Here is a 26,801-nt window from a genome sequence, read left to right as displayed (position 1 = left end):
ACCTGCTCCGGCCGGGCTCACCACCAGCCTTCGAATTGCAGGCCGATCGTCGAACCCTGGTTGCCGCCGGCGAAGATGCCGTTCGCGGCGGTCGAGGCGACGGCGGTATTCGTCGAACTGTTGGCCGCCAGCGCCGCGGCGTCGTTCCAGCGCGCGTAGGTGTAGAAGAAGCGCAACTCGGGGCGCGACCAGAAGCCGCGGGCCATGGCCAGCGTCGGCGCGATGGTCAGCTTGGTCAGGTTGCGCGTCGCGCCGGCGCTCGGCTTGACCCGGTCATGCCCCAGTTCGCCCTGCAGCTTCCAGTGCTCGGTGAGGCCGTAGGTCAGGCGGCCGCCCGCCGAGATCCAGCTCTGGTCGCCCGTGGGTGACTCGTCCTTCTGGTATACGCCGGTCAACATGCCGCCGAGCTGCGGCGTCAACTGGGCGTAGATGCCTTCGACGACGCGCCAGCGCTTGTCGGCGGTGGTATTGGCGAGTGGTCCGGTGCTGCCGAGCCCGGTTCCCGGTCCGACCCCGTACTGCACGGCGAACTTGTTCCAGCCGTCGCCGAGAAGGTTGCTCTGGCGATGCTGCACGGTCAGCGACCAGCCGGAGTCGCCACCGGTAGCGACATGGCCGGACACGGGAATCACGCTCAGCCCGAATTCGAGCTCGCCATGGGGATTGGTCTTGAGACCGCGCACCTGGAAATCGTAGCGGTCGGCCTTGATCGGCTGGTCCTGGTTGTCCTCACGAAAATAAGCCAGGCTGACCTTGACGCCGCCGATGGCGACATCCTCGATACCGCCGCCGAGACCCTGCGGATTCCAGTAGAAAAAGTCATTGATGTGGATGTCTTCGCGCTTGTAATAGCGCCGCCCGGCCCACACCGCCCCGCCGTTGAGCAGGGAGAGTTTCTCGGCGGCAGCGTAGGCCTGGGCGACACGGGTATCGGTGCCGTGGTCGCCGGCGTTGTAGGCCGTTGCGTGGTTCAGGCTGAACATGACGTTCGCACTGAGCGTGCTGCCGTCGGCAAAACTCGCCAGTTGTTTGCCGACAAACAGTTCGCCGTAGATCTCGCACTCGTTGCCGAGGCGGTACTTGGCTTGCGAACCGGCCAACTGGAAACAGGCGGCCCGGCTTCCTTCGGAATTGAGTCCGCTGAGTGCACGCAGATAGCCGGCAACCACAAGATCCCTGGCAATTTCTGGCGCCAGCTCGAGCGGGATTTCCGGAGCCTCGACGCCGCCGACGTCGGTTTCGGTGACCTTCGCGCCACTCGCTTCGGCGGCGGTTGACTGGCCGCACGGCAGAGCGGCCAGAAGGACGCTGAGCAAGGCGAGCGAAGAGCGGTGGCGCAGGGATGTTTGGCGCATGGTCGGATCCTTCCTTCTACGAAATTCGGGCGTGCGATGCCCCCTGCCGTGCCCGGCATCGTCATGGGGGTGCTGCTTGTGGGAGGCGTGAGGGGGAGGTTCTCCCCTCGCCCGCTGCGTCGGGCTAGGCGGCTACGGCCCCGTTCGCGGGCAGGGGTTTCTTGAGCACGATCAGGACCAGCGCGGTGAGCAGCGTGCCGGCGGCGATGGCGCCGACGTAAGGCAGCAACTGCCCGACGGCGTTGGGAATCGCCAGCACGAAGATGCCGCCGTGCGGTGCGTGCAGGGTGCAGCCGAAAATCATCGACAATGCGCCGGTGATCGCCGCGCCGGCGACACAGGCAGGAATCACGCGCAGCGGATCCTTGGCCGCGAACGGGATCGCACCTTCGGTGATGAACGAGATGCCGAGTACCGCGGCGGCCTTGCCGGCAATCTGTTCGTCGGCCGAGAAGCGGTTCCTGGCCAGGAAGGTGGCGAGCGCGATGCCCAGCGGCGGCACCATTCCGGCGGCCATGACCGCGGCCATGGGCATGAAACTGTTGCTCGCCAGCAGGCCGACGCCGAAGGTGTAGGCCGCCTTGTTGATCGGTCCGCCCATATCCACCGCCATCATGCCGCCGAGCAGCAGGCCGAGCAACACCGCGTTGGTGCCGCTGAGGCCCTGCAGGAAGCGGGTGAGCCCCTCCATGATCGCGCGTGCCGGACTGCCGACGACATAAATCATCAGCAGACCGACCACCAGCGTGGCGAGCAGCGGAATCAGCAGCACCGGCTTGAGGCCTTCGAAATGTACCGGCAGGTGGATGTGGTCGCGCAGATAGCGGGCGACGTAGCCGGCGATGAAGCCGGCGACGATGCCCCCCAGAAAACCGGCCTGCAACTGGCTGGCCAGCATGCCGCCGACCAGACCCGGCGCGAGGCCGGGCCGGTCGGCGATGGAGAAGGCGATGAATCCGGCGAGTACCGGAATCATCAGCGCGAAGGCCGCGCCCCCGCCGATGTCCATCAGACTGGCCGCCAGGCTGCCCTTTTCCTTGAAGGCCTCGATGCCGAAGACGAAGGACAGCGCGATCACCAGCCCGCCGGCGACGACGATCGGCAGCATGTAGGAAACCCCGGTCAGCAGATGCTTGTAGGCCCCAGCCGGCTTCTCCGGCGTGCGCGCCTCGGTGTGCTCCGCCGCGCGCTGCAGTGCCGCTCCACTTGGCGCGGGCAGCGCGAAGGCCTCCTGCAGGACCCTGTCGGTTTCCTTCAGCGCGCGGCCGACCGAGGTTTCATACACCCGCTTGCCGGCGAAGCGGCTGGTATCGACGTGCGTGTCGGCGCCGATGATGACCACGTCGGCGGCGGCGATTTCCACGGCGCTGAGCGTGTTCCTGGCGCCCACCGAGCCCTGCGTTTCCACCTTGATCGTGTAGCCGTGCCTGGCGGCGGCCTTCTTCAGCGCTTCGGCGGCCATGAAGGTGTGCGCGATGCCGGTCGGGCAGGCGGTGATGGCAACGATCTTCCTGACGTCGCCACTGGCTTCGGCCTGCGCATCGACTTGGGCGGTGGCGGCGACCGGCGGTGCCGCAGCCGTCGCCCCGGGTTCGGGCCGGTGCTCGGCGCGGATGCCGATCAGGGCCAGGGCGGCGTCGAGCACCGCTTGTGGTTCGCGGATCGCCGTGCTGGTACTGGTTTCATACACCGTCTTGCCGGCAAAGCGGGTCATTTCGACGTGCGTGTCGGCGGCGAGGATGAGCAAGGTTGCCTGGGCGAGATCGGCCTCGTCGAGGATATCTTTGGCTCCGGCAGCGCCCTGGGTCTCGACGCGAATGCTGTGGCCCATCAGCGCGGCGGTTTTCTTGAGGGCCTCGGCGGCCATGTAGGTGTGTGCGATGCCGGTGGGGCATGCGGTGACTGCGATGATCCTTGCCATGACTAGAAACTCCCTGTTGATTGGCTCGATGCCGGCGACCGGTCTGCCGTAGCGGCGATCTGGCGTACCGTGACCTGGGCCATGAATGACTCGATGATTGTCGCCGCCGGCAGTCGCGGCCCGATCTGGGTCAGCGCACCGAGGGCGCTGGCCGTGGCCAGACGCGCGCAGTCAGCCAGCGACCAGCCGCGCAGGCTGCCGGCAATGAAGCCGGCCAGCATTGCGTCGCCGGCCCCGACCGTGGTCTTGACCGTCACCTCGGGCGGCATGGCGTGCAGGCACGCATCGGCGGTGACGAAAAGCGCGCCGTCGCGGCCCATCGACACCAGCACGCAAGCGAGACCGCGCACTAGCAGCGCGCGCGCCGCATGGATCACCGCCGCCTGGTCCGGCAGCCGCGCATCGACGAGTTCCTCGAGTTCGGCGAGGTTCGGCTTGATCGCCCAGGGTGCCGCGGTGATACCCGCGCGCAGCGCTTCACCGCTGCTGTCAAGCAGCACGCGCTTGCCCGCCATCTTGAGTCGGCGGATCAGGTCCGGGTAGTAGGTGGCGGGAACACCGACGGGTACGCTGCCGGAGATCACGAAGCAGTCGTGGTCGGCGAGCAGCGCGTCGATCCGCCGTGCCAGCTCGGCGAGGTGTTCGGGCGTCGCCGCGGGGCCGGGAAAGTTGATGTCGGTGATCGAGGGCGTCACCTCGTCGATGATCTTGATGTTGACGCGGTTGTTGCCCGGGATGCGCACGAAGGCATCGCTCATCGCCTTGCCGGAAAACAGTTGTTCGAAGACGCCGGCGTTGTCGCGACCGAGCAGACCGGTGACGGCGACACGGCAACCCAGGTCGGCGAGAAAGGAAGCGACGTTCACTCCCTTGCCGCCGGGATCGGACTGTTCCCAGGCCACGCGGTTGACGCTCCCGGCGGCGAAGCCGGGAATGGCGACGCTCTGGTCGATGGCCGGGTTGAGGGTGATGGTGGCAATGCCGGGCATTGGATTCATGGTCGTGTTCTCCTTCACAGGGCGCGCACTTCAGCGGCGGTCCGGCAGGCGAGCGCGCGCTGCGCGAGCGCTCGCAGGTCGGTCAGGGATTGGGTGCGCAGGCGGGCCTTGATCGCCGCGACGCTGGGAATGCTCATGCTCAGTTCAGAAACGCCGAGGCCGGCAAGGATCATCGCGCCCTTCGGATCACCGGCCACGCCGCCGCATACCCCGACCCATTTTCCGGCGGCGCTGGCCGCCCTGACGGTCATGTCGATCATGCGCAGCACCGCCGGGTGCAGGGCGTCGGCCTGGCGCGCCAGGCTCGGATGCCCGCGGTCCATGGCCAGCACGTACTGTGTCAGGTCGTTGGTGCCGACCGAGAAGAAGTCGGCGTGTGCGGCGAGTTCCGGCGCCATCAGTACCGCCGAAGGCACCTCGATCATGATGCCGATGTCCACCGCGGCGGCGCCGAGTTCGCGGCGAACGTCTTCGGCAATGGCGCGCGCGGCAAGCAACTCTTCGACGGTGGCGATCATCGGGAACATGATCTTTACCGGGCCGGTCGCGGCGGCGCGGTAGATGGCACGCAACTGCGGCCGAAAAAGGTCGGAGCGGGCGAGACACAGTCGGATGCCGCGCACGCCGAGAAAAGGGTTGTCTTCGGCGGGCAGCGACAGGTACGGCACTTCCTTGTCGCCGCCGATGTCGAGCGTGCGGATGATCAGCGGCAAGCCGTTGAGGGCACGGGTCATCGCGCTGTAGGCGATGAACTGCTCGTCTTCGCTCGGCGGCTCGGCGCGCTGCAGGAAGAGGAATTCGCTGCGCAGCAGACCAATTCCTTCGGCGCCGGCGGCCACCGCCTGTTCGGCTTCGCTGGCGCCGCCGATGTTGGCGACCACCTCGATGCGCTGGCCGTCGGTGGTGATCGCCGGTTGATAGCAGGCCAGCCGCTCGGCTTCGCGCAGCGCCTGCCACTGCTGCTGCACCTGGTGGGCCAGGTGCAGATCGCCGTCGCCCGGTTCCAGATAGAGATTACCGGCGTCGCCATCGAGTATGCACAGGCTGTCCTCGGGCTGATGCAGCACTGCGGGGCCGGCGCCGACGATGGCCGGGATGTCGAGCGAGCGGGCGATGATCGCGGTATGCGAGGTCGGGCCGCCGCCGGCGGTGCAGATGCCGAGAATCATCGCCGGGTCAAGGCGAGCGGTGTCCGACGGCGACAAGTCCTCGGCGACCAGGATCACCGGCATGGTGAAGGTGCCAGGCTCTTCTTCCAGCGTGTCGGCGAGCAGGCGCAGCACCCGGCGCCCGACATCCTGGAGATCGACGGCGCGCTCCTTGAGCAGCGCGTCGTCGAGCGACGCCACCTCCTGCGCCCGCTCGTCGATGCTCTGACGCCAGGCCCAGCCGGCGCTGTGCCCGGCCTCGATCAGCCGTTGCGTCGCCTCGACCAGATCGGGGTCGTCGAGGAACTCCTGATGGGCGCGGAAGATGGCGGCACGCGCGGCGCCGCTGCGCGCCTTGACCTCGTCGTGCAGTTCGCGTAATTGCAGCCGGGCCGCGGCGATCGCCTGACGCAGGCGCGTCTCCTCATGCACCGCGTCGTCGGCGGTCGCCGCGACGACGATCCTCTCGCGTCGAAAATGCCGCAGCGGCCCGATCGCCACGCCCGGCGAGGCGGCGATGCCGGCGATCGCGCGCGCCTGCAGGCTCAGGGACGGGGCGACAAGGTCTGACGAGGGGCTCGCTTCCGCGGCGTCCTCCAGGCCGTGCCTGACCGCCGCCGCCAGCGCCTCGAGCGCGGCGTCGGCATCGCTGCCACGCGCCATGATGCGGATGCCGGCCCGCGTGCCGGCGCCGAGCTTCAGCAGCGAGAGCAGGCTCTTGCCGTTGGCCACCTTGCCGATGTGGCGCACACGCACCTCCGACTCGAACTGCCTGGCGATGTCGACAAACGCCGCTGCCGGCCGGGCATGCAGCCCGGCGGGGCCGGACAGCTCGACATCGACCCATTTGGCGAAACCGTCGTCGGCCTCGACCGGCGCGACGGCAACCGATCCGCCGTCGCGTGGCTGGGTCAGGCGCGCGATGATGTCCAGCGGATCACTGGTGGTGGCCAGGCGGTGCACGGTCTGTGGGTCATCGAGCACATCGGTGAGGTTGGCGAGCAGTTCGATGTGTTCGTCAGAGCGGGCGGCGATGGCCACCACCAGATGCACCGTTTCGCCCTGATGCCACTGCACGCCGTCGGGAAACTGGCTGACCGAGATACCGGTCCGCAGGATCAGGTCGCGATCCCTGGGCAGTCCGTGCGGGATGGCAATCCCGTTGCCCAGATAGGTGTTGGCCACCTTTTCGCGCAACAGCATGCTGTCGATGTAACCCGGCTGCATGTTGCCGGCATCGACCAGGAGGTTGCCGGCGATGCGGATCGCCTCGGTCTTGTCTTGTGCCCGGGCGTTCAGGAGAATGTTCCCCTGGGTCAACTTGATCATCATTGCATTCCTTGTGTCGCCCTGCTCCGGAGATCCCGGGGATGCGGGCTGGGGTGGTGGTCGGAAGCGCATCTGGCGCCATCGCGGTCGTTCACGACGGCTCCGCGTAAGTGATGCTGATGCCGGCGGTGCGGGCGGCGGCGAGCCCCTCGCCGGCCAGGCCGCGATCGACGATCCAGCGGCTGAGGGCGGCGAAGGGCACGATGGGCGCGAAGGACTGCTGGCCCCACTTGGCGCTGTCGCAAATCGCGCAAACGCTCTTGCTGCGGGTGATGACCGCGCGCTTGATCACCGCCTCGACGTGGTTGGAATTGGTCCAGCCCTGTGCGCCGGTAACGCCGCCGGCACCCATGAAGAAGAGATCGATATCAAGGTTGGCGATCTGTGCCAGGGCGATCGGACCGACGGTGCTGAGCGCATTCTGATAGACCTCGCCGCCGATCAACTGCAGGTGATAGGGCGTACGCCCGGCGAGTTCGCTGATGATGCTGATGCCGTGGCTGACGATATGGAGATGGGTGACTTGCGGCAGGCCCTGGCCGATCGCCCGTGCCATTTCGAAGGCCGTCGTGCCTGCATCCAGGTACACCGTTTGGCCGCTTTTCAGCAGTCTTGTCGCGGTGTGGCCGACCTGTTGCTTCTGCAGCGACGCCAGTTCCAGGCGTTGCGTGTATTCGACGTCGCGATTGAGCAGGACCGCTCCACCATGGACCCGGCGCAGGAGGCCGCGCGCCTCGAGTTCAGCCAGATCGCGGCGCACCGTCATCTCGGACAAGGCGAACTGTTGCGCCAGTTGCCGCGTGCGGCACTCACCGCGCGCCGACAGTTCGGACATGATCAATTCCAGCCGATGGTCGGCGAGATGCTCAGCCATGCGCGGGTCGCCTCCGGTGAGAGTCGTTCGTTACGCTGGCAGGAAAATCGAGTCTGAGAGACATGGCGGCCCTTTCTGATGGTGTTCGGTTACGGTTATAAATGTGTGTTTGTGTTTGGTTAGTAATCAGTATCGCACAATATCTAACATTTGCAAGCACTTTCTTGCCCTGCTTGGAAGTCGCGCGAAGCAAGCGAACGATTCCACAGATCGCGAGTCCTCCCGTGGTGGGGATATCATTGGCCCCATATTCGACGCGTGACGCAGAGACCCGGGGAGGCGTTGGCATGCAGATCATCAAGTGGGTCGCCACGGCTATCGTGGCGACCGCCACACTGGCATTGCTGGCCGGGCAGCTGGGCCTGTTCGCCGGCCAGCCTCCCGGCGACCTTGGCGTGCACGCAGGCAAACTGAAGCGACCGTCGGATACAGACAACAGTGTGAGCAGCCAGGCGCTGTTGTGGCCTGGCCATCGCCAGCGCGAAGCTGCACAGATCGCACCGCTGGCGCTGCGGGGCGATGGGCCCACCACGATGGCGAGGCTGAACGCACTGCTGCAGGCCGAACCGGGCGCGACCATTGTGGACAGCCGCGTCGACTATCTGCGCGTGCAATACACGACCCGACTCATGAAGTTCGTCGACGATGTCGAGTTCTGGTTCGACCCCGTGCAGGGTGTGGTACAGGTACGCTCGGCGTCGCGCGTCGGGCGCAACGATTTCGGGGTCAATCGCCGCCGCATCGAACAATTGCGCGACAAACTCGCAACCTCGTGATCGAGGCGTCATCGTGATCGACGACAAGGGACGGAATGGCCGACAGGAGACCTGACATGATCGTGTGGCGACGGCTACGAGACGGCTCACCTTTCGCGCAATGGCTGCTCCTTGCCACAGCCCTGCTGCTGCTTGGCACGGTCATCGGCAGCAGTCTCTACTCGCAACGCCAGTCCATCGACGCCCGCGAGCGCGAGCGACTGGGCACGCAAGCCATCGTCGTCGAGGAGAATCTGGCTTCGCAACTCCTGGTGACCAGTCGCGTGCTCGATTCGATTCGCCTTGATCTACCCGACCTGACGAAGCCGGACGACCGCGGGGCAATGCTCGCTCGGCGCCTGCAGGCAATGAGCAACGCCATGCCGGGGGTACGCACGATCGTGATCATGCACGCCGACGGCACCGCGGTGGCCAGCAACCGTGCAGAGCTGGTCGGGCGCGACTTCAGCGACGGCGAGCGCTTTCAGGTCGTCCGCCGGGACGGGAACCCGGCCATGCTGTACGTCTCACCACCCTTCAGGACGCCCCTCGGGGTCTACGCCGTCAGCGCGGCGAAGATGCTCAGCGATGATCACGGCGGGTTCGCCGGAGTCATCCTGGCCATCCTCGACCCGGACTATTTCAGAACCCTCCTGAGTTCGATTCTCTACGCGGATGACATGCGCTCGTCGCTGATCCATAGCGATGGCAAAGTGGTGTTCAGGGTTCCCGACCCGCAGGGCATCGTCGGCATCGACCTCGTGGCCAAGTCAAGCGCGATCTTCAACGAGCACATCAGGAGCGGCCAACCGGTCAACGTGTATGCGGGGATCACCGCCGCGACCGGCGAGGACCGTCTGACGGTTCTGCGCACCATCCGGCCGGTTGACGTGACGATGGACAAATCATTGGTGATCGCTGTCAGCCGCGAAGTGCCGGCGCTGTTCGCAGCCTGGCGCAGCGATGCGCTCGCACAGATCGGACTTTTCTGCCTGTTGTCCCTGGTCGCCGCACTCGGGCTGTATTTCCAGCAGCAACGCCGTGGCGCTTACGAGCGTCTGGTAGCGAGTCGCGAGGCCGAGCGCAAGCGTGCGGAACAGACGCTCCGGGAGCAGGCGCGCTTGTTTGCCGATTCGCAGGCGATGGCGCATATCGGTAGTTGGCAGGTCGATGCCGGCAAGGTGACATGGAGCGAGGAAGCCAGCCGCCTGCATGGCTTGCCGCCCGCAAGCAGTGACCCCTGGCCGTTCGAGCAATGGCTCGAGGCCTTGCACCCTGATGACCGACGGCCCATGCAGGACTGGTTTGCCGCCTGCCTGGCGGGCGATCGCATGCCCGGCCTGGAAATGAGAACCTGCCCGCAGCGCGGGGACATTCGTTGGCTGCTGGTCTTCGGTGGTCTGGAAGACCGGCCGGACGGCCAGCCTTTGCGCACTATCGGCACCGTTCAGGACATTACCGAGCGCAAGCGCGCCGAAGGCGAGATTCATCGCCTCGCTCAGCTTTATGCTGCCCTCAGCCAGTGCAACCAGGCCATCGTTCATTCCGCGAGCGAGGAAGAATTGTTGCCGCAAATCTGCCGCAACGCGGTGACCTTCGGGGGCATGAAAATGGCCTGGGTGGCGGTGCTCGATCCGGCGAGCCGACGAGTCATCCCGGCCTACGCGTATGGCGATGGCCAGGAGTACCTCGACGACATCCAGATTTCCATCGCCGCCGACGACCCACTGGGCATGGGGCCAACCGGCACCGCAATACGCGAGACTACGGCGGTGTGGTGTCAGGACTTTCTCGCCGACCCACACACCGCCCCCTGGCATGCACGCGCCACCCGCTTTGGCTGGGCCGCCTCCGCCTCGCTGCCGCTGCAGCGCAATGGCGTGGTAACTGGCGCCTTGACCCTCTACGCCCCGACAGTGAACGCGTTCGACGAAGACACTCGCCAACTGCTGCTGGAAATGGCGAGGGATGTCAGCTTCGCGCTGGATGGCTTTGCCCGCGAGGCGGCTCGCCAGGCCGCCAACGCGGCCCTGCGCGAAAGCGAAGAAAGGTTGCGCTTCGCGTTGCAGGCCAGCCATACGGGCGGATGGGATCTCGACCTGGTCGATCACACCGCCTATCGCACGCCGGAACATGATCGTATCTTCGGCTACGCCTCGCCACCGCCCGAGTGGAGCTACGAAACCTTCCTTGAACACGTGCTGCCCGAGGACCGCCCGGAGGTCGACCGGCTGTTCCGGGAAGCGCTTTCGACGCAGTCCGACTGGGACTTCGAGTGCCGCATACGGCGCACCGACGGAGCGTTGCGCTGGATCTGGGCGGCGGGCAAGCACCAGCATGACGCGCACGGCAGCGCGCGGCGTATGGCCGGAATCGTGCAGGACATCACCGAGCGCAAGCAGGCCGAACTGCAGTTGCGCAAGCTGTCCCTGGCGGTGGAGCAAAGCCCGGAGAGCATTCTGATCACCGATCTCGATGCCCGGATCGAGTACGTCAACGAGAGCTGCCTGCGCAGCACCGGCTACACTCGCGACGAACTGATGGGCAGAAATCCACGCATGCTGGGCGCCAGCAAGGCCCCGCGGCAGACCTCTGAGGCCATGTGGGACGCGCTGACGCACGGTCGGGTGTGGAAAGGCGAGTTCTGCAATCAACGCAAGGATGGTCGAGAATTCATCGAGTTTGCGATCATCTCGCCACTGCGGCAGCCCGACGGAGCCATCAGCCACTACGTCGCGGTCAAGGAAGACATCAGCGAAAGAAAGCGACTCGCCGAAGAACTCGAGCGCCACCGACTGCATCTCGAAGACCTGGTGGAACAGCGAACGACCGAACTCGTTGCTGCGCGGCAGCAGGCCGAAACAGCCAATCAGGCCAAGACAGCGTTCCTGGCGAACATGAGCCACGAGATCCGCACCCCATTGAACGCCATCATCGGCCTGACCCACCTCTTGCGGCGCGGCGGAGTCACTACTGAGCAGTCGGTTCGCCTGGACAACATCGACGCCGCTGGACGGCATCTGCTGTCACTGATCAACGACATTCTCGATCTGTCCAAGATCGAGGCCGGCCGGGTACAACTCGAAAGCACCGACTTCCATCTCTCCGCCATCCTCGACAATGTCGCTTCGATCATCGGCGACGCGGCACAGGCCAAGGGGCTGCAGATCGAACTCGACTACGATGCCGTTCCGATGTGGCTGCGAGGCGACCCGACGCGATTGCGACAGGCCCTGCTCAACTATGCCGGCAACGCCGTCAAGTTCGCCGACCGCGGCAGCATCGCCCTGCGCGCCAGACTTCTGGACGAGCGCCCCAGTGAACTGCTGGTGCGCTTCGAGGTTGCCGACAGTGGTTGTGGCATCACGCCCGAGCAGATGTCCCGGCTGTTCCTTGCTTTCGAACAGGCGGATACCTCGATCACCCGCAGGTACGGCGGCACCGGTCTCGGGCTCGCCATCACCCAGCGTATAGGACAACTGATGGGCGGCGAAGTCGGCGCCGACAGCACGCCCGGAGTGGGTAGTACCTTCTGGTTCACCGCCCGCCTGCAACGTGGACAGGGTGTGATGCCGACCATGGCGAGGACCACGGAGCAGATCGATGTCGAGGCCCAGTTGCGCCGCTGCCACGCTAACGCGCGACTGCTGCTGGTAGAAGACAATGCCATCAACCGGGAAGTCGCGCTGGAACTGCTGCATGGCTTCGGTCTGGCCGTAGACGCGGCCTGCGATGGTCGTGTGGCAGTGGACATGGCACGCCGCACGGCCTACGACCTGATCCTGATGGACATGCAGATGCCGATCATGGACGGACTCGACGCCACCCGCGCCATTCGGGCGCTGCCGCACCGGGAGAACACTCCGATCGTGGCCATGACCGCCAACGCCTTCGATGAAGATCGGCGTGCCTGCCGGGAGGCCGGCATGAATGACTTTGTCGCCAAGCCCGTGCAACCCGACCTGCTCGCCGCAACCCTGCTGAAATGGCTGCCGACCGAGGCAGTCAGCGACTTGCGCAGTCGCGCGCCCGACCCGAAGTCGATTGCGCCGCCCTCGCCGGCACAGGCGGCTACGCCAGACGAAGCGGCATTGACGCGCCTGGCCACCCTGCCGGGGATGGACGTGGTACGCGGACTCGCAGCGTTGAATGGCAAGGCCGACAGGTACCTTGGCGTACTCCGCCGGTTTGTCGGATTGCACGCCGACGACATGACACGCCTGGCGGCGAACCTCGCCGAGGACGACCACGCAGCGGCGGAGCGCCTGCTGCACACCCTCAAGGGTGCGTCGGCCACACTGGGGGCCGATCACCTGGCCGTGATGGCTGCCCACCTGGAGGAGATCCTGCGGACAAACCCGGAAGTGTCCATTGCCGACGAGCAAATCCTGCCGGCAATGACGGCCATCAAACAGGCGATCGACAGCCTGGCCGGCGCCTTGCCGCCGCCGTAAGCCACCAGTCCCGTGATGAACCTCGGCGCAGAAGATCTGCGCCCGGCATGGCGTCGATGCCCGGCCGACATGCCTTGAAAGGCCAGGACGGGGTGGTCTAGCGCCGCGGCGCACACACCGGATCGTGCAAGCCACGGCCAGCGACGATTCACGCCGGGAGACGATACCGCAGCGACGACAAGTGACTTAAACTGGCAGCTCTTGACCACCAAAGGAGAATCAGATGATCGGCTACGTCACGCTTGGAACCAACGACCTCTCCGCTGCCACCGCCTTCTATGACGCCTTGCTGGCGGAAACAGGAGCCAGACGCGTGTGGGAATTTCCGCGCGGCGTCGCCTGGGGAGTGGCTCCGGACAAACCGAGTCTTGCCGTCATGACGCCTTTCGACGGCAACGCCGCCACGGTGGGCAACGGCGTGATGGTGGCCCTGGTGGTCGACTCGCACGAGAAGGTCGATCGCGTTCATGCCAGGGCGCTCGAACTCGGCGGCAAGGATGAAGGCCCGGTCGGCGCACGCGGCGAAGGTTTCTACGCCGGTTACTTTCGCGACCTGGATGGCAACAAGCTGAACGTCTTCTGCCATGGCTAGCGTGCGCGCGGCGATGGCGTTCCCCTCCTCCCTCACCGCGAACGCTGCGCCGCCGAGAGCCGGCGCCACGACGACCAGCGCGGGGTTTCCGGCAGCTTGAGCGTGGCTCGCCCGTGGCTATTCCTGACGTGGTCGAGAATTTCCGGCGCCATTCAGGATGGCTGCGGCGAGAGCCTGCAGCGGCAGGCTGCGGTCGACGGCGCCGAGTTTGACAGCTTCCTTGGGCATGCCGTAGACGACGCAGGTCGCCTCGTCCTGGGCCAGGGTGTAAGCCCCGGCGTCGTGCATCTCCTTCAGGCCGCGCGCGCCATCGTCGCCCATGCCGGTCATGATCACCCCCATCGCATTCTTGCCGGCATACTTCGCTACCGATCGAAACAGCACATCGACCGACGGGCGATGGCGATTGACCGGCGGGCCCTCCTTCACCTCGACGACATACTGCGCACCGCTGCGCGCCAGTTGCATGTGCTTGCCTCCGGGGGCAATCAGCGCCAGACCGGGTAGCACGCGTTGCCCGTGCTTCGCTTCCTGCACCGAGATCTCGCAGAGACCATCGAGACGCGCGGCAAAGGCGGCGGTAAACATCTCCGGCATGTGCTGGACGATGACGATTCCCGGCGAGACCCGCGGCAATACGGTCAGCAAGGCTTCGAGGGCCACCGTGCCGCCGGTCGAAGTGCCGATCGCCACCAGGCGCTCGGTGGTCTGCGCCATCGCCAGACGTGGCGCCGGTGGCGCAGTCGCCAGCGTCGGCGCGCGCGCGCCGCGTTGCACGGCACCCATATTGGCCCGCGCCGCCGCCTTGACGGCGGCAACCAGGTTATCGCTCGAATCCTGCAGAAAGTTCCCGACGCCGAGGCCGGGCTTGGTGATGATCGACACCGCGCCGGCGGCCAGGGCCTGCAGCGTCGTTTCCGCCCCCGCGGTGGTCAGTGACGAGCAGATGACCACCGGCGTCGGGCGTTCCTGCATCAACTGACCAAGAAACGTGATGCCGTCCATGCGCGGCATCTCGATATCCAGCGTCAACACGTCCGGCCATTCGCGGCGCATCTTCTCGATCGCGAAGATCGGATCGTGGGCGGTGCCGATGACCCGGATCCCGGGATCGCGGTCGAGAATGGCGCTCATCACCTTGCGCACCACCGCCGAGTCGTCAACGATCATGACCTTGATTTCTCGTCCCATCGCTGACTTACCCTCCAGGCCCGCGGGCCGTCATGCTTCGGCCGACACCGCCGTGTGACGCCATCGGCCATCCATCCCAGGATCTGGGTCGTGCCTCAGCATCGTTTTTCTTGCCGGGGCAGTCTGGCGCATGCCGGCTGTCGCGTCAAGCACGAGGGCCTCGCTCACCACATGGCCGGCAGCCGGCCACGGGGCGCCTCAGCAAGTGGCGGAGGTACTCCTGCCCCTGCCGCGTCAGCCATTCGCGGGCGCGACTACCCGACTACTGGAGATCTCGCCGTTGCTGCCGACGCTTTCGAGTTGCACCGGGAAGCCCCACAAGCGTGCGACGTGCTTGAGCACTTCGTCAGCGCCGTCGTGCAGCGGGCGATCGTTGTGCTGCGTGTGGCGCAGGCAAAGCGAGCGGTCGCCGCGCAGGTTGACGCTCCAGACCTGGATGTTGGGTTCGCGCGACCCCAGGTCGTACTGACGCGACATCGCCTCGCGCAGGCCCCGATAGCCGGCCTCGTCGTGGATCGCCGCGACCTCGAGCGTGGGCGCCTTCTCGTCGTCGACGACGGCAAACAGACGGAAGGCGCGCATCACCCGCGGCGACAGGAATTGCCCGATGAAGCTCTCGTCCTTGAAGTTGCGCATCGCATGATCCAGCGTGGCCAGCCAGTCGCTGCCGGCGATGTCCGGAAACCAGTCGCGGTCTTCGTCGGTCGGGGCTTCGCAGATGCGCTTGATATCGGAGTACATGGCGAAACCCAGGGCATAGGGATTCATGCCGTTGTAGCCCGGATGGCCCACCGGTGGCTGGAAAACCACATTGGTGTGCGCCTTGAGCCACTCGATCATCAGGCCGTCGGCGAGGTGGCCGTCGTCGTACATGGTGTTCAGCAGATGGTGGTGCCAGAAGGTCGCCCAGCCTTCGTTCATCACCTGCGTCTGCCGCTGCGGGTAGAAGTACTGCGCCACCTTGCGCACGATGCGGACGATTTCGCGTTGCCACGGTTCGAGCAAGGGCGCGTTCTTCTCGATGAAGTAGAGCAGGTTTTCCTGTGGTTCGGCCGGGAAACGGGCCGCTTCCTTTTCCGCCGCCTCTTTGCCCCGCCGCTTCGGCAGCGTCCGCCAGATATCATTCACCTGCTGCTGCGCGTGCGCTTCGCGCTCCTCTGCGCGCGCCATCTCCTCGGCCAGGCTCAGCCGGTTTGGACGACGATAACGGTCAACGCCGTAGTTCATCAAGGCGTGGCAACTGTCGAGCAACAGCTCGACCGCGTCGACGCCATGCCGCTCTTCACAGGTGGCCACGTAGTCCTTCGCGTAAACCAGATAGTCGATGATCGACGCCGCGTCGGTCCACATCCGGAACAGGTAGTTGCCCTTGAAGAAGCTGTTGTGACCGTAGGCCGCGTGCGCGATCACCAGCGCCTGCATGGCCATCGTGTTTTCCTCCATCAGGTAGCTGATGCAGGGATTGGCGTTGATGACGATTTCGTAAGCCAGGCCCATCTGGCCGCGGCGATAGTTCTTTTCGGTGGCAATGAATTCCTTGCCGTAGCTCCAGTGGCGGTAGTTGACCGGCATGCCGACCGACGCATAGGCGTCCATCATCTGTTCGGCGGTGATGATTTCGAGCTGGTTCGGATAGGTGTCGAGTGCGAAGCGTCTGGCGGTGCTGCGGATCACCGCGTGGTACTCGTCGAGCAGTTCGAAGGTCCAGTCGCTCGGCGCCGGCAGGGGCGACGCCGCCCGCTGCGGCAGCGACGCTGCCCCCTGCATGCCACGCCTGGGGTTCAAGGAGTCGCTCATTTGCTCGCCCCTTCCTTGCTGAACAAGTCGCGAAACACCGGGTAGATCTGGTCGGCGGTGCTCGCCTTGCGCATCGCGAAGGCTTGCGGACGACTCCGCCAGCAGCACATACTCCTGCCACAGATTCTGCTCCTGCTCGACGACCTGAATGTAGGCGAAGTAACGGCAAAGGGGCAGCAGTCTCTCCGCCAGCAGTTTGCGGCAAAGCGTGCTGTCGTTATGCCAGTTGTCGCCGTCACTGGCGTGTGCGCCGTAGATGTTCCATTCCCCGCTCGGGTAGCGGGCACGGATGATTTCTTCCATCAGCACCAGCGCGCTCGACACCACGGTACCGCCGGTTTCCGTGGCATGGAAGAAATCATGCTCGTTCACCTCCTGTGCCTGCGTGTGATGGCGGATGAAGACCAGGTCGATCCTTTCGTAATGCCGGGTCAGGAAAAGATAGAGCAGGATGAAGAAGCGCTTCGCCAGGTCCTTGCGTGCCTCGTCCATCGAACCCGAGACATCCATCAGACAGAACATCACCGCCCTCGCCGTAGGCACCGGCGTGCGCACGCGGCTGCGATAGCGCAGGTCGATCGGGTCGAGGTAGGGAATGCGCAGCAGGTGCGCGCGCAGCGCTTCGATATCACGCTCCAGGGCTTCGATCTCATGCCGGCGCGACGGCGTCGCGGCCTGTGCACGCAGCACTACGAGCAATCCTTCGAGACGCGTCAGTTCGCGCCGCGATTCGCTGCCCAGCGCGATGCGCCGGCCGATGGCGCCGCGCATCGAACGCACGATATGCAGGTTGTTCGGCGTCCCGTCGCTCGAAAATCCGGCGCGGTGCGTCTTGTACTCGGGCGCATCGGCAAGCGTGGTGCGGATCAGATTGGGCAGCGCCAGGTCGTCGAAGAAGACCTGCATGAACTCTTCCTTGCTCAGGTGGAAGACGAAATCATCCTCCCCTTCGCCGGCGTCGCCGGCCTGCCCGGCACCCCGCCCTCCTCCACCGCCCTGCGGGCGGTCGATGCGATCGCCGCGGACGAAATCCCGATTGCCCGGATGCACCATTTCGCGTCGGCCGCCCGGCCCGTGGCCGAACACCGGCTCGCTGATGTCGCGGCGCGGGATGTGGATGTCCTCGCCCTGGGCAATGTCGCGGATGCCGCGCCCGGCGACCGCGCGCTTCACCGCTTCCTGGATCTGCGCCTTGTGGCGGCGCAGGAAGCGCTCACGGTTGCCGATCGACTTGTTCTTGCCGGCCAGCCTGCGATCGATGATCTGTTGCAAGGGAAGTCCTCCGAGCCGTTATCGTTGCCGGGTCACGAATTCTTGCGAACGCGCAGATACCACTCGCACAACAGCCGCACCTGCTTCGCCGTGTAGCCCTTGTTGACCATCCGGTTGACGAAATCCTCATGCTTCTTGACATCGTCGGCGCTGGCCTTGGCGTTGAAGCTGATCACCGGCAGCAGTTCCTCGGTGTTCGAGAACATCTTCTTCTCGATCACCGTGCGCAGCTTCTCGTAGCTGGTCCACAACGGATTCTTGCCCTGATTGTTGGCCCGCGCGCGCAGCACGAAATTGACGATCTCGTTGCGGAAATCCTTCGGGTTGGCAATGCCTGCCGGCTTTTCGATCTTCTCGAGTTCGGCGTTCAGCGAGCTGCGGTCGAACACTTCACCGGTGTCGGTATCGCGGTACTCCTGATCCTGAATCCAGTAGTCGGCGTAGGTGACGTAGCGGTCGAAGATGTTCTGGCCGTATTCACTGTAGCTTTCCAGGTAGGCGGTCTGAATTTCCTTGCCGATGAATTCGGCGTAGCGCACCGACAGGTGTTCCTTGATGAACGACAGATACTTCGACTCGGTTTCGGCCGGGAACTGTTCGCGCTCGATCTGCTGTTCGAGCACATACATCAGGTGCACAGGGTTGGCGGCGACCTCGGTCGAGTCGAAGTTGAACACCTTGCTGAGGATCTTGAACGCAAAGCGCGTCGAGATGCCGCTCATGCCTTCGTCGACGCCCGCGTAGTCGCGGTATTCCTGATAGCTCTTGGCGCGTGGATCGGTGTCCTTCAGGTTTTCGCCATCGTAGACCAGCATCTTGGAATACAGGCTGGAGTTTTCCGGCTCCTTCAGGCGCGTCAGCGCCGCGAACTGCGCCATGATCCGCAGGGTACCGGGCGCGCAAGTCGCTTCGGCCAGCGAAGAACCGCGCAGCAGTTTTTCGTAGATCTTCACTTCCTCGGAAACCCGCAGGCAATAAGGCACCTTGACGATGTAGATCCGGTCGAGGAAAGCCTCGTTGTTCTTGTTGTTCCGGAAAGCCTTCCATTCGCTCTCGTTCGAGTGCGCGAGCACGACGCCGTCGAAGGGGATCGCGCCGAAGCCTTCGGTGCCCTTGAAATTGCCTTCCTGCGTCGCGGTCAGCAGCGGGTGCAGCACCTTGATCGGCGCCTTGAACATCTCGACGAATTCGAGCAGCCCCTGGTTGGCGAGGCAAAGACCGCCGGAGAAGCTGTAGGCATCGGGGTCGTCCTGGGCATAAGTCTCGAGCTTGCGGATGTCGACCTTGCCGACCAGGCTGGAAATGTCCTGGTTGTTTTCGTCGCCGGGCTCGGTCTTGGCGATGCCGATCTGTTTGAGCACGCTCGGGTAGCGCCGGACGACCCGGAAGCGGCGAATGTCACCGCCGAACTCTTCCAGCCGCTTGACTGCCCACGGCGAGAGGATGCGATTGAGGTAGCGGCGTGGGATGCCGTATTCCTTGTCGAGGATGGCGCCATCCTCGTCCGGATCGAACAGGCCCAGCGGCGATTCATTCACCGGAGAACCCTTGATCGCGTAGAAAGGCACCTCCTGCATCAGCGACTTCAAACGCTCGGCGATCGAACTCTTGCCGCCGCCGACCGGACCGAGCAGGTAGAGGATCTGCTTCTTTTCCTCCAGCCCCTGCGCCGCGTGGCGGAAGTAGCTCACCACTTGCTCGATGGCGTCTTCGAGGCCGTAGAACTCGGCAAAAGCCGGGTAGATCTTGATCACCTTGTTGGCGAACAGGCGCGACAGCCGCGGGTCGTTGCGGGTGTCCACCGTCTGCGGCTCGCCGATCGCGCGCAACATGCGCTCGGCGGCGCTGGCGTAGCTCAACGGGTCCCGCTTGCACTGCGCCAGGTAATCCTCCAGCGAGAGTTCCTCTTCGCGGGTGCGGTCAAAGCGGGCGGCAAAATGACTGACGATGTCCATACTGTTCTCCAAGAATCCGTTGACTTCCCAATCCTGACAATCGGCGGGCGATACCGTTCCGCCACCACTCCGAAACTGCCACGCCAGCAAAGCGTGTCTCCATCAGGGCAAAGCAAATAGCGAGCCACAATTGCCACCTTGCTCCAGCATCCGCTGCGCAAGCACTCGGTTCTGCCTGACGGCTTGTTCGCCCCAACCCGGCGAAAGGTACCGAGGCCCGGCAACGGAACTTTCGGCTCCATGCGGCCGGTTGGAAACCTCCCGGACAAGTGGCTTTCCCGGGATTGGTGCACCAATCAGGTGCATACCAGGACTCACCGTGCCGCATTACGGAGCCTCGGGTGCAACGCCGGAAAACGAGCGCCGAATGGGCCGTCGAATTGCACGCACTTTGCCTCCGCGCCGGAGAAACCGCAGGCTCCGGCCGACCTGCCGGCACCACCGGTAGTACCCTCCGCCAGTTCGCCTGCGGCTCAGTCTAGTCGTCGCTGGCAGGCCGGCAGAAGGAACTATTGCCTGTTGGCTAATGGAAACATGTCGATAGGGGCCGATGCAGACCGGCAGAATGCACTCGACCATTCGATTCGATCAGGACCGCCTGGCAATCGCTCCGATCCGGTGGGTTGCCGGAAGCCCACTACCAGCGGACTCTCCTCCAGCCGCCAGGCGAACTCCATCTGTCCTTGGGCGGCGTTCTTGCAAGACAACAAGGCTTGCGCCAGAATGCATCGCAATTGCAACGCAGTCGAAAAACAAGGGTGCCCCATGAAAACAGCTTCGATTCCTTCCCTGCGGGTTGCCCCCGCCCTGCGCCAGGCGGCCGAAGAAGTGCTGGGCGAAAGCGAGAGCCTGTCGAATTTTGTCGAGCAATCGATTCGCGAAAGCATCGAGCGTCGTCTGGCCCAACGCGAATTCATCGCTCGCGGTCTGGCGTCACGTGACAAGGCAAAGCAATCGGGAAAATACGTTTCATCCGATGCCGTTGTCGGACGACTTGAAAAAATGCTGGCCCAGGCAAAGGCGTCGTCGAAGACAAGCGGATAACAAGGTGGCGTATCGGGTTCGCTTCACCCAGGATGCGGAAGCTGACCTGCTCAGGGGACATATCGCTACCCGAAAGGCTGGTCTTGAGATTACCGGGAACGCTGATGATCGACGCCCGGATTCCCGCCCGCCCGCTTGCTTGCCGGATGATGCCTGCAATCACCAGAATCAAATTTCGGAAAGCGATTCGATGTTGCGAATGACCCATAAGGAGCTTCCGCGCACCGCCAACGGGCATCGAGTGCCCGGCATGAAGCTTCCACGGTTGCGGATCGGGCCTCGATGCGCGCGCAACGCCTTGCATTGGCGGACAGAGGCGGGGAAGCGCTGCCTTGACGCTGGCAATCGCCGGAAGTGAACTTGATCTCGACCGTCGTCAGCCAGGAGTGACCCGGACAAAGTCGGAAGTCATCCAGATGAATTCACTGGCAACCGCAACTAACCGCGAATCGCCCGGATCAGGCGCGGTGCGTGCGAGGGCAGGCTTCGTTTTCTGCGTTTCAAGGCCGATTCGAGCAAGACAGCACATGGGCAGAACAGCGGATCCGTCGTTGCTCAGCAGTCCCCGGATGAATATTGAAGGCGCCTTTCGAGGCGCCGTCCGAAGTTCGACAGGGCGAGACAGCCGAGCCAGTAGATCAGGCCGATGAACAGGTAGCCCTCCAGGTAAAACGCCCGCCACTGGGCATCCCCGGATAGCGCGAGGGTCAGCGCGCCAGTCAGTTCGTAGAGGCTGACCACCGTCACCAGCGAGACGTCCTTGAACAGGCCGATAAAGGTGTTCACCAGCGCCGGCAGGGCCGCCCGCAAGGCTTGCGGCAGGATGACATGGCGCAGACACTGCCAGCGGCTCAGGCCCAGGGCTGCCGCGGCATCGCCCTGCCCCGCCGGAACCGACTGCAGTCCGCCGCGCACCACTTCGGCGAGGTAGGCGGCGGCAAAGCCGACGATCGCCGGCAACACCCGCCACAAGGCGCTGCCGCCGGCCCTGTCGGGCAGGAACAGCGGGAACAGGAAGGCCGCCACGAACAGTACCGAAATCATCGGCACGCCGCGGACCAGTTCGATATAGAAGGCACAGCAGCTCCGCAGCAGCGGCAACCTTGAGCGCCGGCCGAGGGCCAGCAGGATCCCCAGAGGCAGGGCGCCGGCCATGCCGCCCGTTGCCAGCAACAAGGTCAGCGGCAGGCCGCCCCAGAGCTGGCTGTCGACGATCGGCAAACCGAGGCCGCCGCCGTGCAGCAGGGCAAGAAAACCGAGCAGCGCTCCGCTCAGCAAGGCCAGCGCCGGGCGGACCCGCAGCCGACCGCTGCCGGCCAGCCACAGCGCAGCGAGCAAGAGTCCGCAGGCCAGCGCCGGCCGCCAGTGCTGGTCGAAGGGATAGCGCCCGAAGAGGATCAGCGGATACTTCTCGACGATCACCCCCCAGCAGGCGCCGGTTCCCAGCAGTGCACGGCAGCGCTCCGCATCCGGCTGCCAGTCGGCACGCAGGATGCTCCACTCGAAGACGTCCGGGAGCAGCACGCAGGCGGTAACGAGAATGACCAGCGTCGCCAGCGCGTTTCCCCAGCCATCCAGGAGTGGTCGGAACTGGCGGCCGATCGCCGTGAGCGCTGATCGCCGGCTGGCCATCAGTGTCCCCTGCGCAACTGCCGCCGGTTATACCAGCCGGTCGCCGCGGCGGTCAGCAGCGACAATGCGAGATAGACCGCCATCAGGATGCTGATGCACTCGGCGGCCTGCCCGGTCTGGTTGAGGCTGGTGTTGGCAATCGACACCAGGTCCGGATAACCCACGGCAACGGCGAGCGAGGAGTTCTTGGTCAGGTTGAGAAACTGGTTGGTCGCCGGTGGAATCATCAGACGCAGGGCCTGCGGCAGGACCACCGCGCGCAGGCCCTGCAGCGGCGTCATGCCGAGTGCCGCGGCCGCATCGACCTGGCCGCGCGGCACCGAAAGGATGCCGGCGCGGACGATCTCAGCCAGGTAGGCCGCGCCATAGCCACTCAGTCCGAGCAGCAGGGCGAGAAACTCCGGCGTCACGGCGCCACCGCCGGCGATGCCGAAATCGCCCGCGGCCGGCACTTCCCCACCCCAGGGAAAGGCGAGCCCGCTCTTGCTCAGGAAAACCCCCGGCAGCGGGTTCAGCGCAGCGTCCGCCGACGGCAGTTTCTCGGCCAGCAGGAAATACCAGGTGAGCAGTTGCAACAGCAAGGGGATGTTGCGGAAGACTTCGACGTAGGCTCGGCACAGTCCTCGCAGCAGGACATTCCTCGTCAGGCTGCAGGCGCCGAGGCACAGGCCCAGGACGGTCGCCAGGACGATGGCCGCCAGCGCCACCCGCAGGGTGTTGAGTACGCCGACGAGAAAGGCACGCCAATACGGTTGCGCGGCGTCGAAGTCGAGCACGCTCTCGCCGATCGAGAAGCCGGCCGGCTCGAAGAGAAAGGCAAAACCGCTGCGTATGCCGCGCGTCCGCAGTTCGGCGCCGGTCTGCTCGACCAACAGCCAGACGAGGGCCAGCGCCAGCCCGGCGACCAGTAGCTGATAGCAGAAAGCGCGCGATGAAGCGTGGCGCCGGAACTCAGCGAACGGGCGGCGCATACATCAGGCCACCCTTGGTCCACAGCGCATTCGACCCACGCGGCAGCTTGAGCGACGAACCGGAACCGAGATTGCGCTCGAAGATCTCGCCGTAGTTGCCCACCGCCTTGATCGCCCGCAGCGCCCACTCGCGATCGAGGCCGAGCAGGCGGCCGCTATCGTCGCCGCTGCCGAGCAGCCGCTGCACGGCGGGGTTGGGACTGTTGCGCAAGCTGTCGGCGTTGGCCTGCGTGATGCCCAGTTCCTCGGCTTCGATGAGCGCGAAGACCAGCCACTTGACGATCGCGAACCACTCGTCGTCGCCGCGCCGGACTGCCGGTCCCAGGGGTTCCTTGGAGATCACTTCGGGCAGGATCACATAGTCGCCGGGCTTCGGCGCCTCCTTGTCGCGAATCGAGACCAGGCTGGACACATCGGTCGTATAGGCCTGGCAACGCCCGGAGAAGAACGCCTTGAGGGAGGCTTCGAAGCTTTCGAAAACCACCGGCCTGACCTTCGCCCCCTGCGCGCGGAAGTAGTCGTTCAGGTTCTTTTCGGTGGTGGTACCGGACTGGACGCAGATTTCGGCGTTCCTGAGTTGCTTGACGCTGCTCGCCTTCGACTGCTTCGGGACCATGAAGCCCTGGCCATCGTAGTAGGTGATGGCGGTGAAATGCAGGCCCATCGAAGCGTCGCGGGTCAGGGTCCAGGTGGTGTTGCGCGACAGCACATCCACCTCACCTGCCTGCAGGGCGGTGAAGCGCTGCTGTGAATTGAGCGGCAGCCATTTCACCTTGCCCGGGTCTCCCAGCACCGCCGCGGCGATGCCGCGGCAGATGTCGGTATCGAGCCCGCTCCAGTTTCCCTTGCTGTCCACCCCGGAAAACCCGGCAAGACCGGTGCTCACCCCACAGGCGACGCGCCCCTGCTGGCGGACCGAATCCAGGGTCTTGCCGGCGTGCGCCGCCAATGGGGTCAGCGCGAGGACGGCAATCAAAGCGGAGCAGCATTTCCAGCCGGCAATGTTCATGGGTCAGCCCGCAGAATTGAATGATGAGGCGCGAATTGTCCCACAGTCAAAGGACGCCTGCTTGCCGGTACGGTCGTGCGGGTGTCCGCTACAGGCGCGCGTCCCGATGTCCGCGCAGCGACCGGATCAGGCATCGTGCCGGTGGATGCCGCAACTGGCCTGGCCGGCATCACGTCATCTTTTAAATCCGGAAGAAATCGGTTCTACTCTCTGCTTTTGTGCAAGAAGATTGCTTTTTACGCATGTCGAGAGCCTTTCATTTCTGGAGCCTGGTCGCTCTTGCGGCCCTGCTTGCCGGCATCCTGCATGGCCTGCGCCTGGATGCGCGTGCTCTGCTCTGGCTCCAGGAGTCGCTCAGCGCGCCCGCAGAGCGTGCCGCGAGCCTGTGGTTGCCGGGCTACCGTGCAGTCCTGCAGGTTGCACTCCCCGGACTCGAAAGCGAGGAACTCTCCGACCTGGCGTACAACCCGGCAAGCGGCACCCTGTTTGCGGTCAGCGGCAAGACGCCGCTGTTGATCGAGATCTCCACAGCGGGAGAAGTTCTGCGTCGCATGCCGGTGAGCGGCGCGTCGAATCTGGAAGGGGTGGCGGTGCTGGAAGGCGACTGCATGGCAATCGCCGACGAGCGCCAGGAGCGGTTGTCGTTCTTCCGCATCGCTGCCGAGACGAAGGCGTTGCGCAGGGAAGAGTTCGTCCAGCAGATCGAACTCGGCCATCCGGATCCCCCGAACAAAGGTTTCGAGGGGCTTGCCTGGGACAAGCGTCATCGGCGCCTGCTGTTGGGCAAGGAGAAACATCCGGTGATGGTCTATGGCCTGGCTTCGGATGGCTGCCGGGCAAGTGGAGAGCTGCACGCGCTTGTCGATCTGGGCGACCACATGACCGATCTCGCGGCGCTCACCGTCGACCCGCGCAGTGGCCATATCGTCGCGCTGTCGCAGGAGTCACACCTGCTGGTCGAGTTGGACGAGCACTACGATCCACGCAATTTCATCGCCTTGTTACGCGGTCTGAACGGCCTTGAGCACAATATTCCGCAGGCCGAAGGCGTGGCCCTCGACGAGGCCGGCAACCTGTACCTGGTCAGCGAGCGCAATCTGTTCTACGTCTTTCGCAAGGTGGCGGCGCAGTAACGGCGGAATGTGCGAAGCGTTGCAGCCGGTTTCCTGTCTGTGGCTGTCTGCGGCTGTCTGCGCTCCTGCACTCGTCGATTGCTCTTCCCCACCGTCCAGCGGTTGCTCTCCCTCAAGTGGGCGAGGGGAGGTTCGTGAGTCGCTGGTGCGACTTTCACATTACACTTCGTGCCGCCGCACTGAAGCGCGCTCTTCATCAACCTGAGGCTGCCTCCCATGACCCGTCGACTGTTTGCCAGTGTGCCTGTCTGGAGTATTGCTGTACCGGTTCTGGCCTGCATCATGCTCGCCGCGATCTGGGGGCTCGCTCCCGGATGGTTCCTGTCCGCCATTGCGGGTTCGACCTTGATCGCGTCGGTGCTGGTCGCAGTTCATCACGCCGAAGTGATTGCGCACCGACTTGGCGAACCGTTCGGAACGCTCGTTCTCGCTTTGGCGGTAACCGTCATCGAAGTGTCGTTGATCGTCTCGATGATGCGGGCCGGCGGCGAGGGTTCCAGCGCTCTGGCACGCGACACAGTGTATGCCACGGTGATGATCGTCTGCAACGGCGTCATCGGTCTCTGTCTGCTGATGGGCAGTATCCGGCATCGGACCATCGGCTTTCGCGTCGAGGGAACCACCCCCGCGTTGGCGGTACTGGCCACTCTCACCACCCTCACCCTGGTTCTTCCCACCTACACCTCGTCCACGGCGGGTCCGACTTTTTCGGCACCGCAACTCGTCTTCGCCGGCGTCGTTTCCTTCGTGCTCTGGGGCGTGTTCGTTTTCGTCCAGACGGTTCGGCATCGCGACTATTTCCTGCCCAAGAACGGCCAATCCGAAGACGCGCACGCGGCCCCACCCTCGGGAGCAACCGCATTGATCAGCCTGGTGCTGCTGCTCGTTTCTCTTGTCGCGGTGGTTGGCCTCGCCAAGGTGCTCGCGCCCAGCATCGAGGCCGCCGTCGTTGGCGCGGGCATGCCGCATGCCGTGGTGGGTATCGCCATCGCGCTGATGGTGCTGCTGCCCGAGACGATGTCAGCCGTGCGCGCGGCACGCAGCGACCGGATGCAGACCAGCTTCAACCTGGCGCTGGGCTCCGCGCTCGCCACCATCGGCCTGACGATTCCCGCCGTGGCCGCGACATCCATCCTGCTCGGTTTACCGCTGGACCTGGGACTGCCTCCCAAGGAAGTGGCCCTGCTGGCACTGACGCTGTTGCTGACCTCGACGACACTGTCCGGAGGACGCGCGACGATTCTTCAGGGTGCCGTTCATCTGGTGGTGTTCGCCGTATTTGTCTTTCTGGCCATGGTCCCGTGATACCGCAACCCGTGCCGGCCCGGTGTGAACGTTGAGCCGGGCCAGGCCCGCGCTGGTGAATTTCGG

General features: G+C 64.8%; 17 protein-coding genes and 1 pseudogene. 6 read left to right on the top strand and 12 right to left on the bottom strand.

From position 1 onward, the window contains the following. Window positions 1–17: 17 nt before the first annotated feature. The 5 genes from AC15MQ_RS02390 to AC15MQ_RS02370 form a co-directional block, all read right to left on the bottom strand. Window positions 18–1,355, bottom strand: a complete 1,338-nt coding sequence (locus AC15MQ_RS02390) for a carbohydrate porin (RefSeq protein ID WP_483079202.1) — start codon at window positions 1,353–1,355, stop codon at window positions 18–20. Window positions 1,356–1,479: 124 nt separating this feature from the next. Then, window positions 1,480–3,276, bottom strand: a complete 1,797-nt coding sequence (locus tag AC15MQ_RS02385; RefSeq protein ID WP_483079201.1) for a PTS fructose-like transporter subunit IIB — start codon at window positions 3,274–3,276, stop codon at window positions 1,480–1,482. Window positions 3,277–3,278: 2 nt separating this feature from the next. Beyond that, complete coding sequence (gene pfkB / locus AC15MQ_RS02380) at window positions 3,279–4,274, bottom strand: 1-phosphofructokinase (RefSeq protein WP_483079200.1); 996 nt, start codon at window positions 4,272–4,274, stop codon at window positions 3,279–3,281. Window positions 4,275–4,288: 14 nt separating this feature from the next. After that, window positions 4,289–6,751 (bottom strand): phosphoenolpyruvate--protein phosphotransferase, encoded by a 2,463-nt coding sequence (gene ptsP, locus AC15MQ_RS02375; protein WP_483079199.1) that lies wholly within the window; start codon window positions 6,749–6,751, stop codon window positions 4,289–4,291. A gap of 91 nt (window positions 6,752–6,842) precedes the next feature. Next, window positions 6,843–7,625: a DeoR/GlpR family DNA-binding transcription regulator gene (locus AC15MQ_RS02370; protein ID WP_287655181.1), complete on the bottom strand. Its 783-nt coding sequence runs from the start codon at window positions 7,623–7,625 to the stop codon at window positions 6,843–6,845. Between the two features lie 287 nt (window positions 7,626–7,912). Between AC15MQ_RS02370 and AC15MQ_RS02365 the strand changes: the two genes are divergently transcribed. From AC15MQ_RS02365 to AC15MQ_RS02355, 3 genes are all read left to right on the top strand, one after another. Further along, window positions 7,913–8,401, top strand: coding sequence for a DUF1499 domain-containing protein (locus AC15MQ_RS02365; RefSeq protein ID WP_483079198.1), 489 nt, complete (start codon window positions 7,913–7,915; stop codon window positions 8,399–8,401). Window positions 8,402–8,457: 56 nt separating this feature from the next. Then, window positions 8,458–12,834 (top strand): PAS domain S-box protein, encoded by a 4,377-nt coding sequence (locus tag AC15MQ_RS02360; protein WP_483079197.1) that lies wholly within the window; start codon window positions 8,458–8,460, stop codon window positions 12,832–12,834. A gap of 223 nt (window positions 12,835–13,057) precedes the next feature. Further along, window positions 13,058–13,426, top strand: coding sequence for a VOC family protein (locus AC15MQ_RS02355; RefSeq protein ID WP_287655186.1), 369 nt, complete (start codon window positions 13,058–13,060; stop codon window positions 13,424–13,426). Window positions 13,427–13,543: 117 nt separating this feature from the next. Here the strand turns inward: AC15MQ_RS02355 and AC15MQ_RS02350 are convergent, their stop codons facing one another. From AC15MQ_RS02350 to AC15MQ_RS02335, 4 genes and pseudogenes are all read right to left on the bottom strand, one after another. Beyond that, window positions 13,544–14,617, bottom strand: a complete 1,074-nt coding sequence (locus tag AC15MQ_RS02350; protein ID WP_483079196.1) for a protein-glutamate methylesterase/protein-glutamine glutaminase — start codon at window positions 14,615–14,617, stop codon at window positions 13,544–13,546. A 234-nt stretch (window positions 14,618–14,851) separates the two neighbouring features. After that, window positions 14,852–16,384, bottom strand: coding sequence for a SpoVR family protein (locus AC15MQ_RS02345; protein ID WP_287655432.1), 1,533 nt, complete (start codon window positions 16,382–16,384; stop codon window positions 14,852–14,854). Between the two features lie 26 nt (window positions 16,385–16,410). Further along, window positions 16,411–17,686, bottom strand: a pseudogene (locus AC15MQ_RS02340) (YeaH/YhbH family protein). 32 nt (window positions 17,687–17,718) lie between these two features. Next, entirely contained in the window at window positions 17,719–19,641 is a 1,923-nt protein-coding gene (locus tag AC15MQ_RS02335) for a PrkA family serine protein kinase (RefSeq protein WP_287655427.1), read from the bottom strand. Window positions 19,642–20,337: 696 nt separating this feature from the next. Here AC15MQ_RS02335 and AC15MQ_RS02330 point away from each other — a divergent pair. Next, a complete protein-coding gene (locus AC15MQ_RS02330) occupies window positions 20,338–20,685 on the top strand; it encodes a YlcI/YnfO family protein (protein ID WP_483079195.1) in 348 nt (115 codons plus the stop codon). 555 nt (window positions 20,686–21,240) lie between these two features. Here the strand turns inward: AC15MQ_RS02330 and AC15MQ_RS02325 are convergent. From AC15MQ_RS02325 to AC15MQ_RS02315, 3 genes are read right to left on the bottom strand one after another with little or no spacing between them, the layout of a single operon-like run. Then, window positions 21,241–22,317: an amino acid ABC transporter permease gene (locus AC15MQ_RS02325; protein ID WP_483079194.1), complete on the bottom strand. Its 1,077-nt coding sequence runs from the start codon at window positions 22,315–22,317 to the stop codon at window positions 21,241–21,243. Next, window positions 22,317–23,288: an amino acid ABC transporter permease gene (locus AC15MQ_RS02320; protein ID WP_483079193.1), complete on the bottom strand. Its 972-nt coding sequence runs from the start codon at window positions 23,286–23,288 to the stop codon at window positions 22,317–22,319. The genes AC15MQ_RS02325 and AC15MQ_RS02320 overlap by 1 nt, the downstream gene beginning before the upstream one ends. Next, a complete protein-coding gene (locus tag AC15MQ_RS02315; RefSeq protein ID WP_483079192.1) occupies window positions 23,269–24,297 on the bottom strand; it encodes an amino acid ABC transporter substrate-binding protein in 1,029 nt (342 codons plus the stop codon). Before AC15MQ_RS02315 ends, AC15MQ_RS02320 begins: the two co-directional genes overlap by 20 nt. Before the next feature lie 242 nt (window positions 24,298–24,539). On the opposite strand from AC15MQ_RS02315, the gene AC15MQ_RS02310 reads away from it, so the two are divergent. Both AC15MQ_RS02310 and AC15MQ_RS02305 read left to right on the top strand, forming a co-directional pair. Continuing rightward, window positions 24,540–25,430, top strand: coding sequence for an SdiA-regulated domain-containing protein (locus AC15MQ_RS02310; protein ID WP_483079191.1), 891 nt, complete (start codon window positions 24,540–24,542; stop codon window positions 25,428–25,430). 216 nt (window positions 25,431–25,646) lie between these two features. Then, the gene (locus AC15MQ_RS02305; protein ID WP_483079190.1) at window positions 25,647–26,735 is read left to right on the top strand and encodes a calcium:cation antiporter; all 1,089 of its coding nucleotides are present in this window, start codon (window positions 25,647–25,649) and stop codon (window positions 26,733–26,735) included. The last annotated feature ends 66 nt before the right edge of the window (window positions 26,736–26,801 follow it).

The sequence above is a fragment of the Candidatus Accumulibacter propinquus genome (assembly GCF_056856495.1).
Note: the sequence above shows the minus strand (reverse complement) of the source record. Positions and strands in the feature narration are given on the sequence as shown.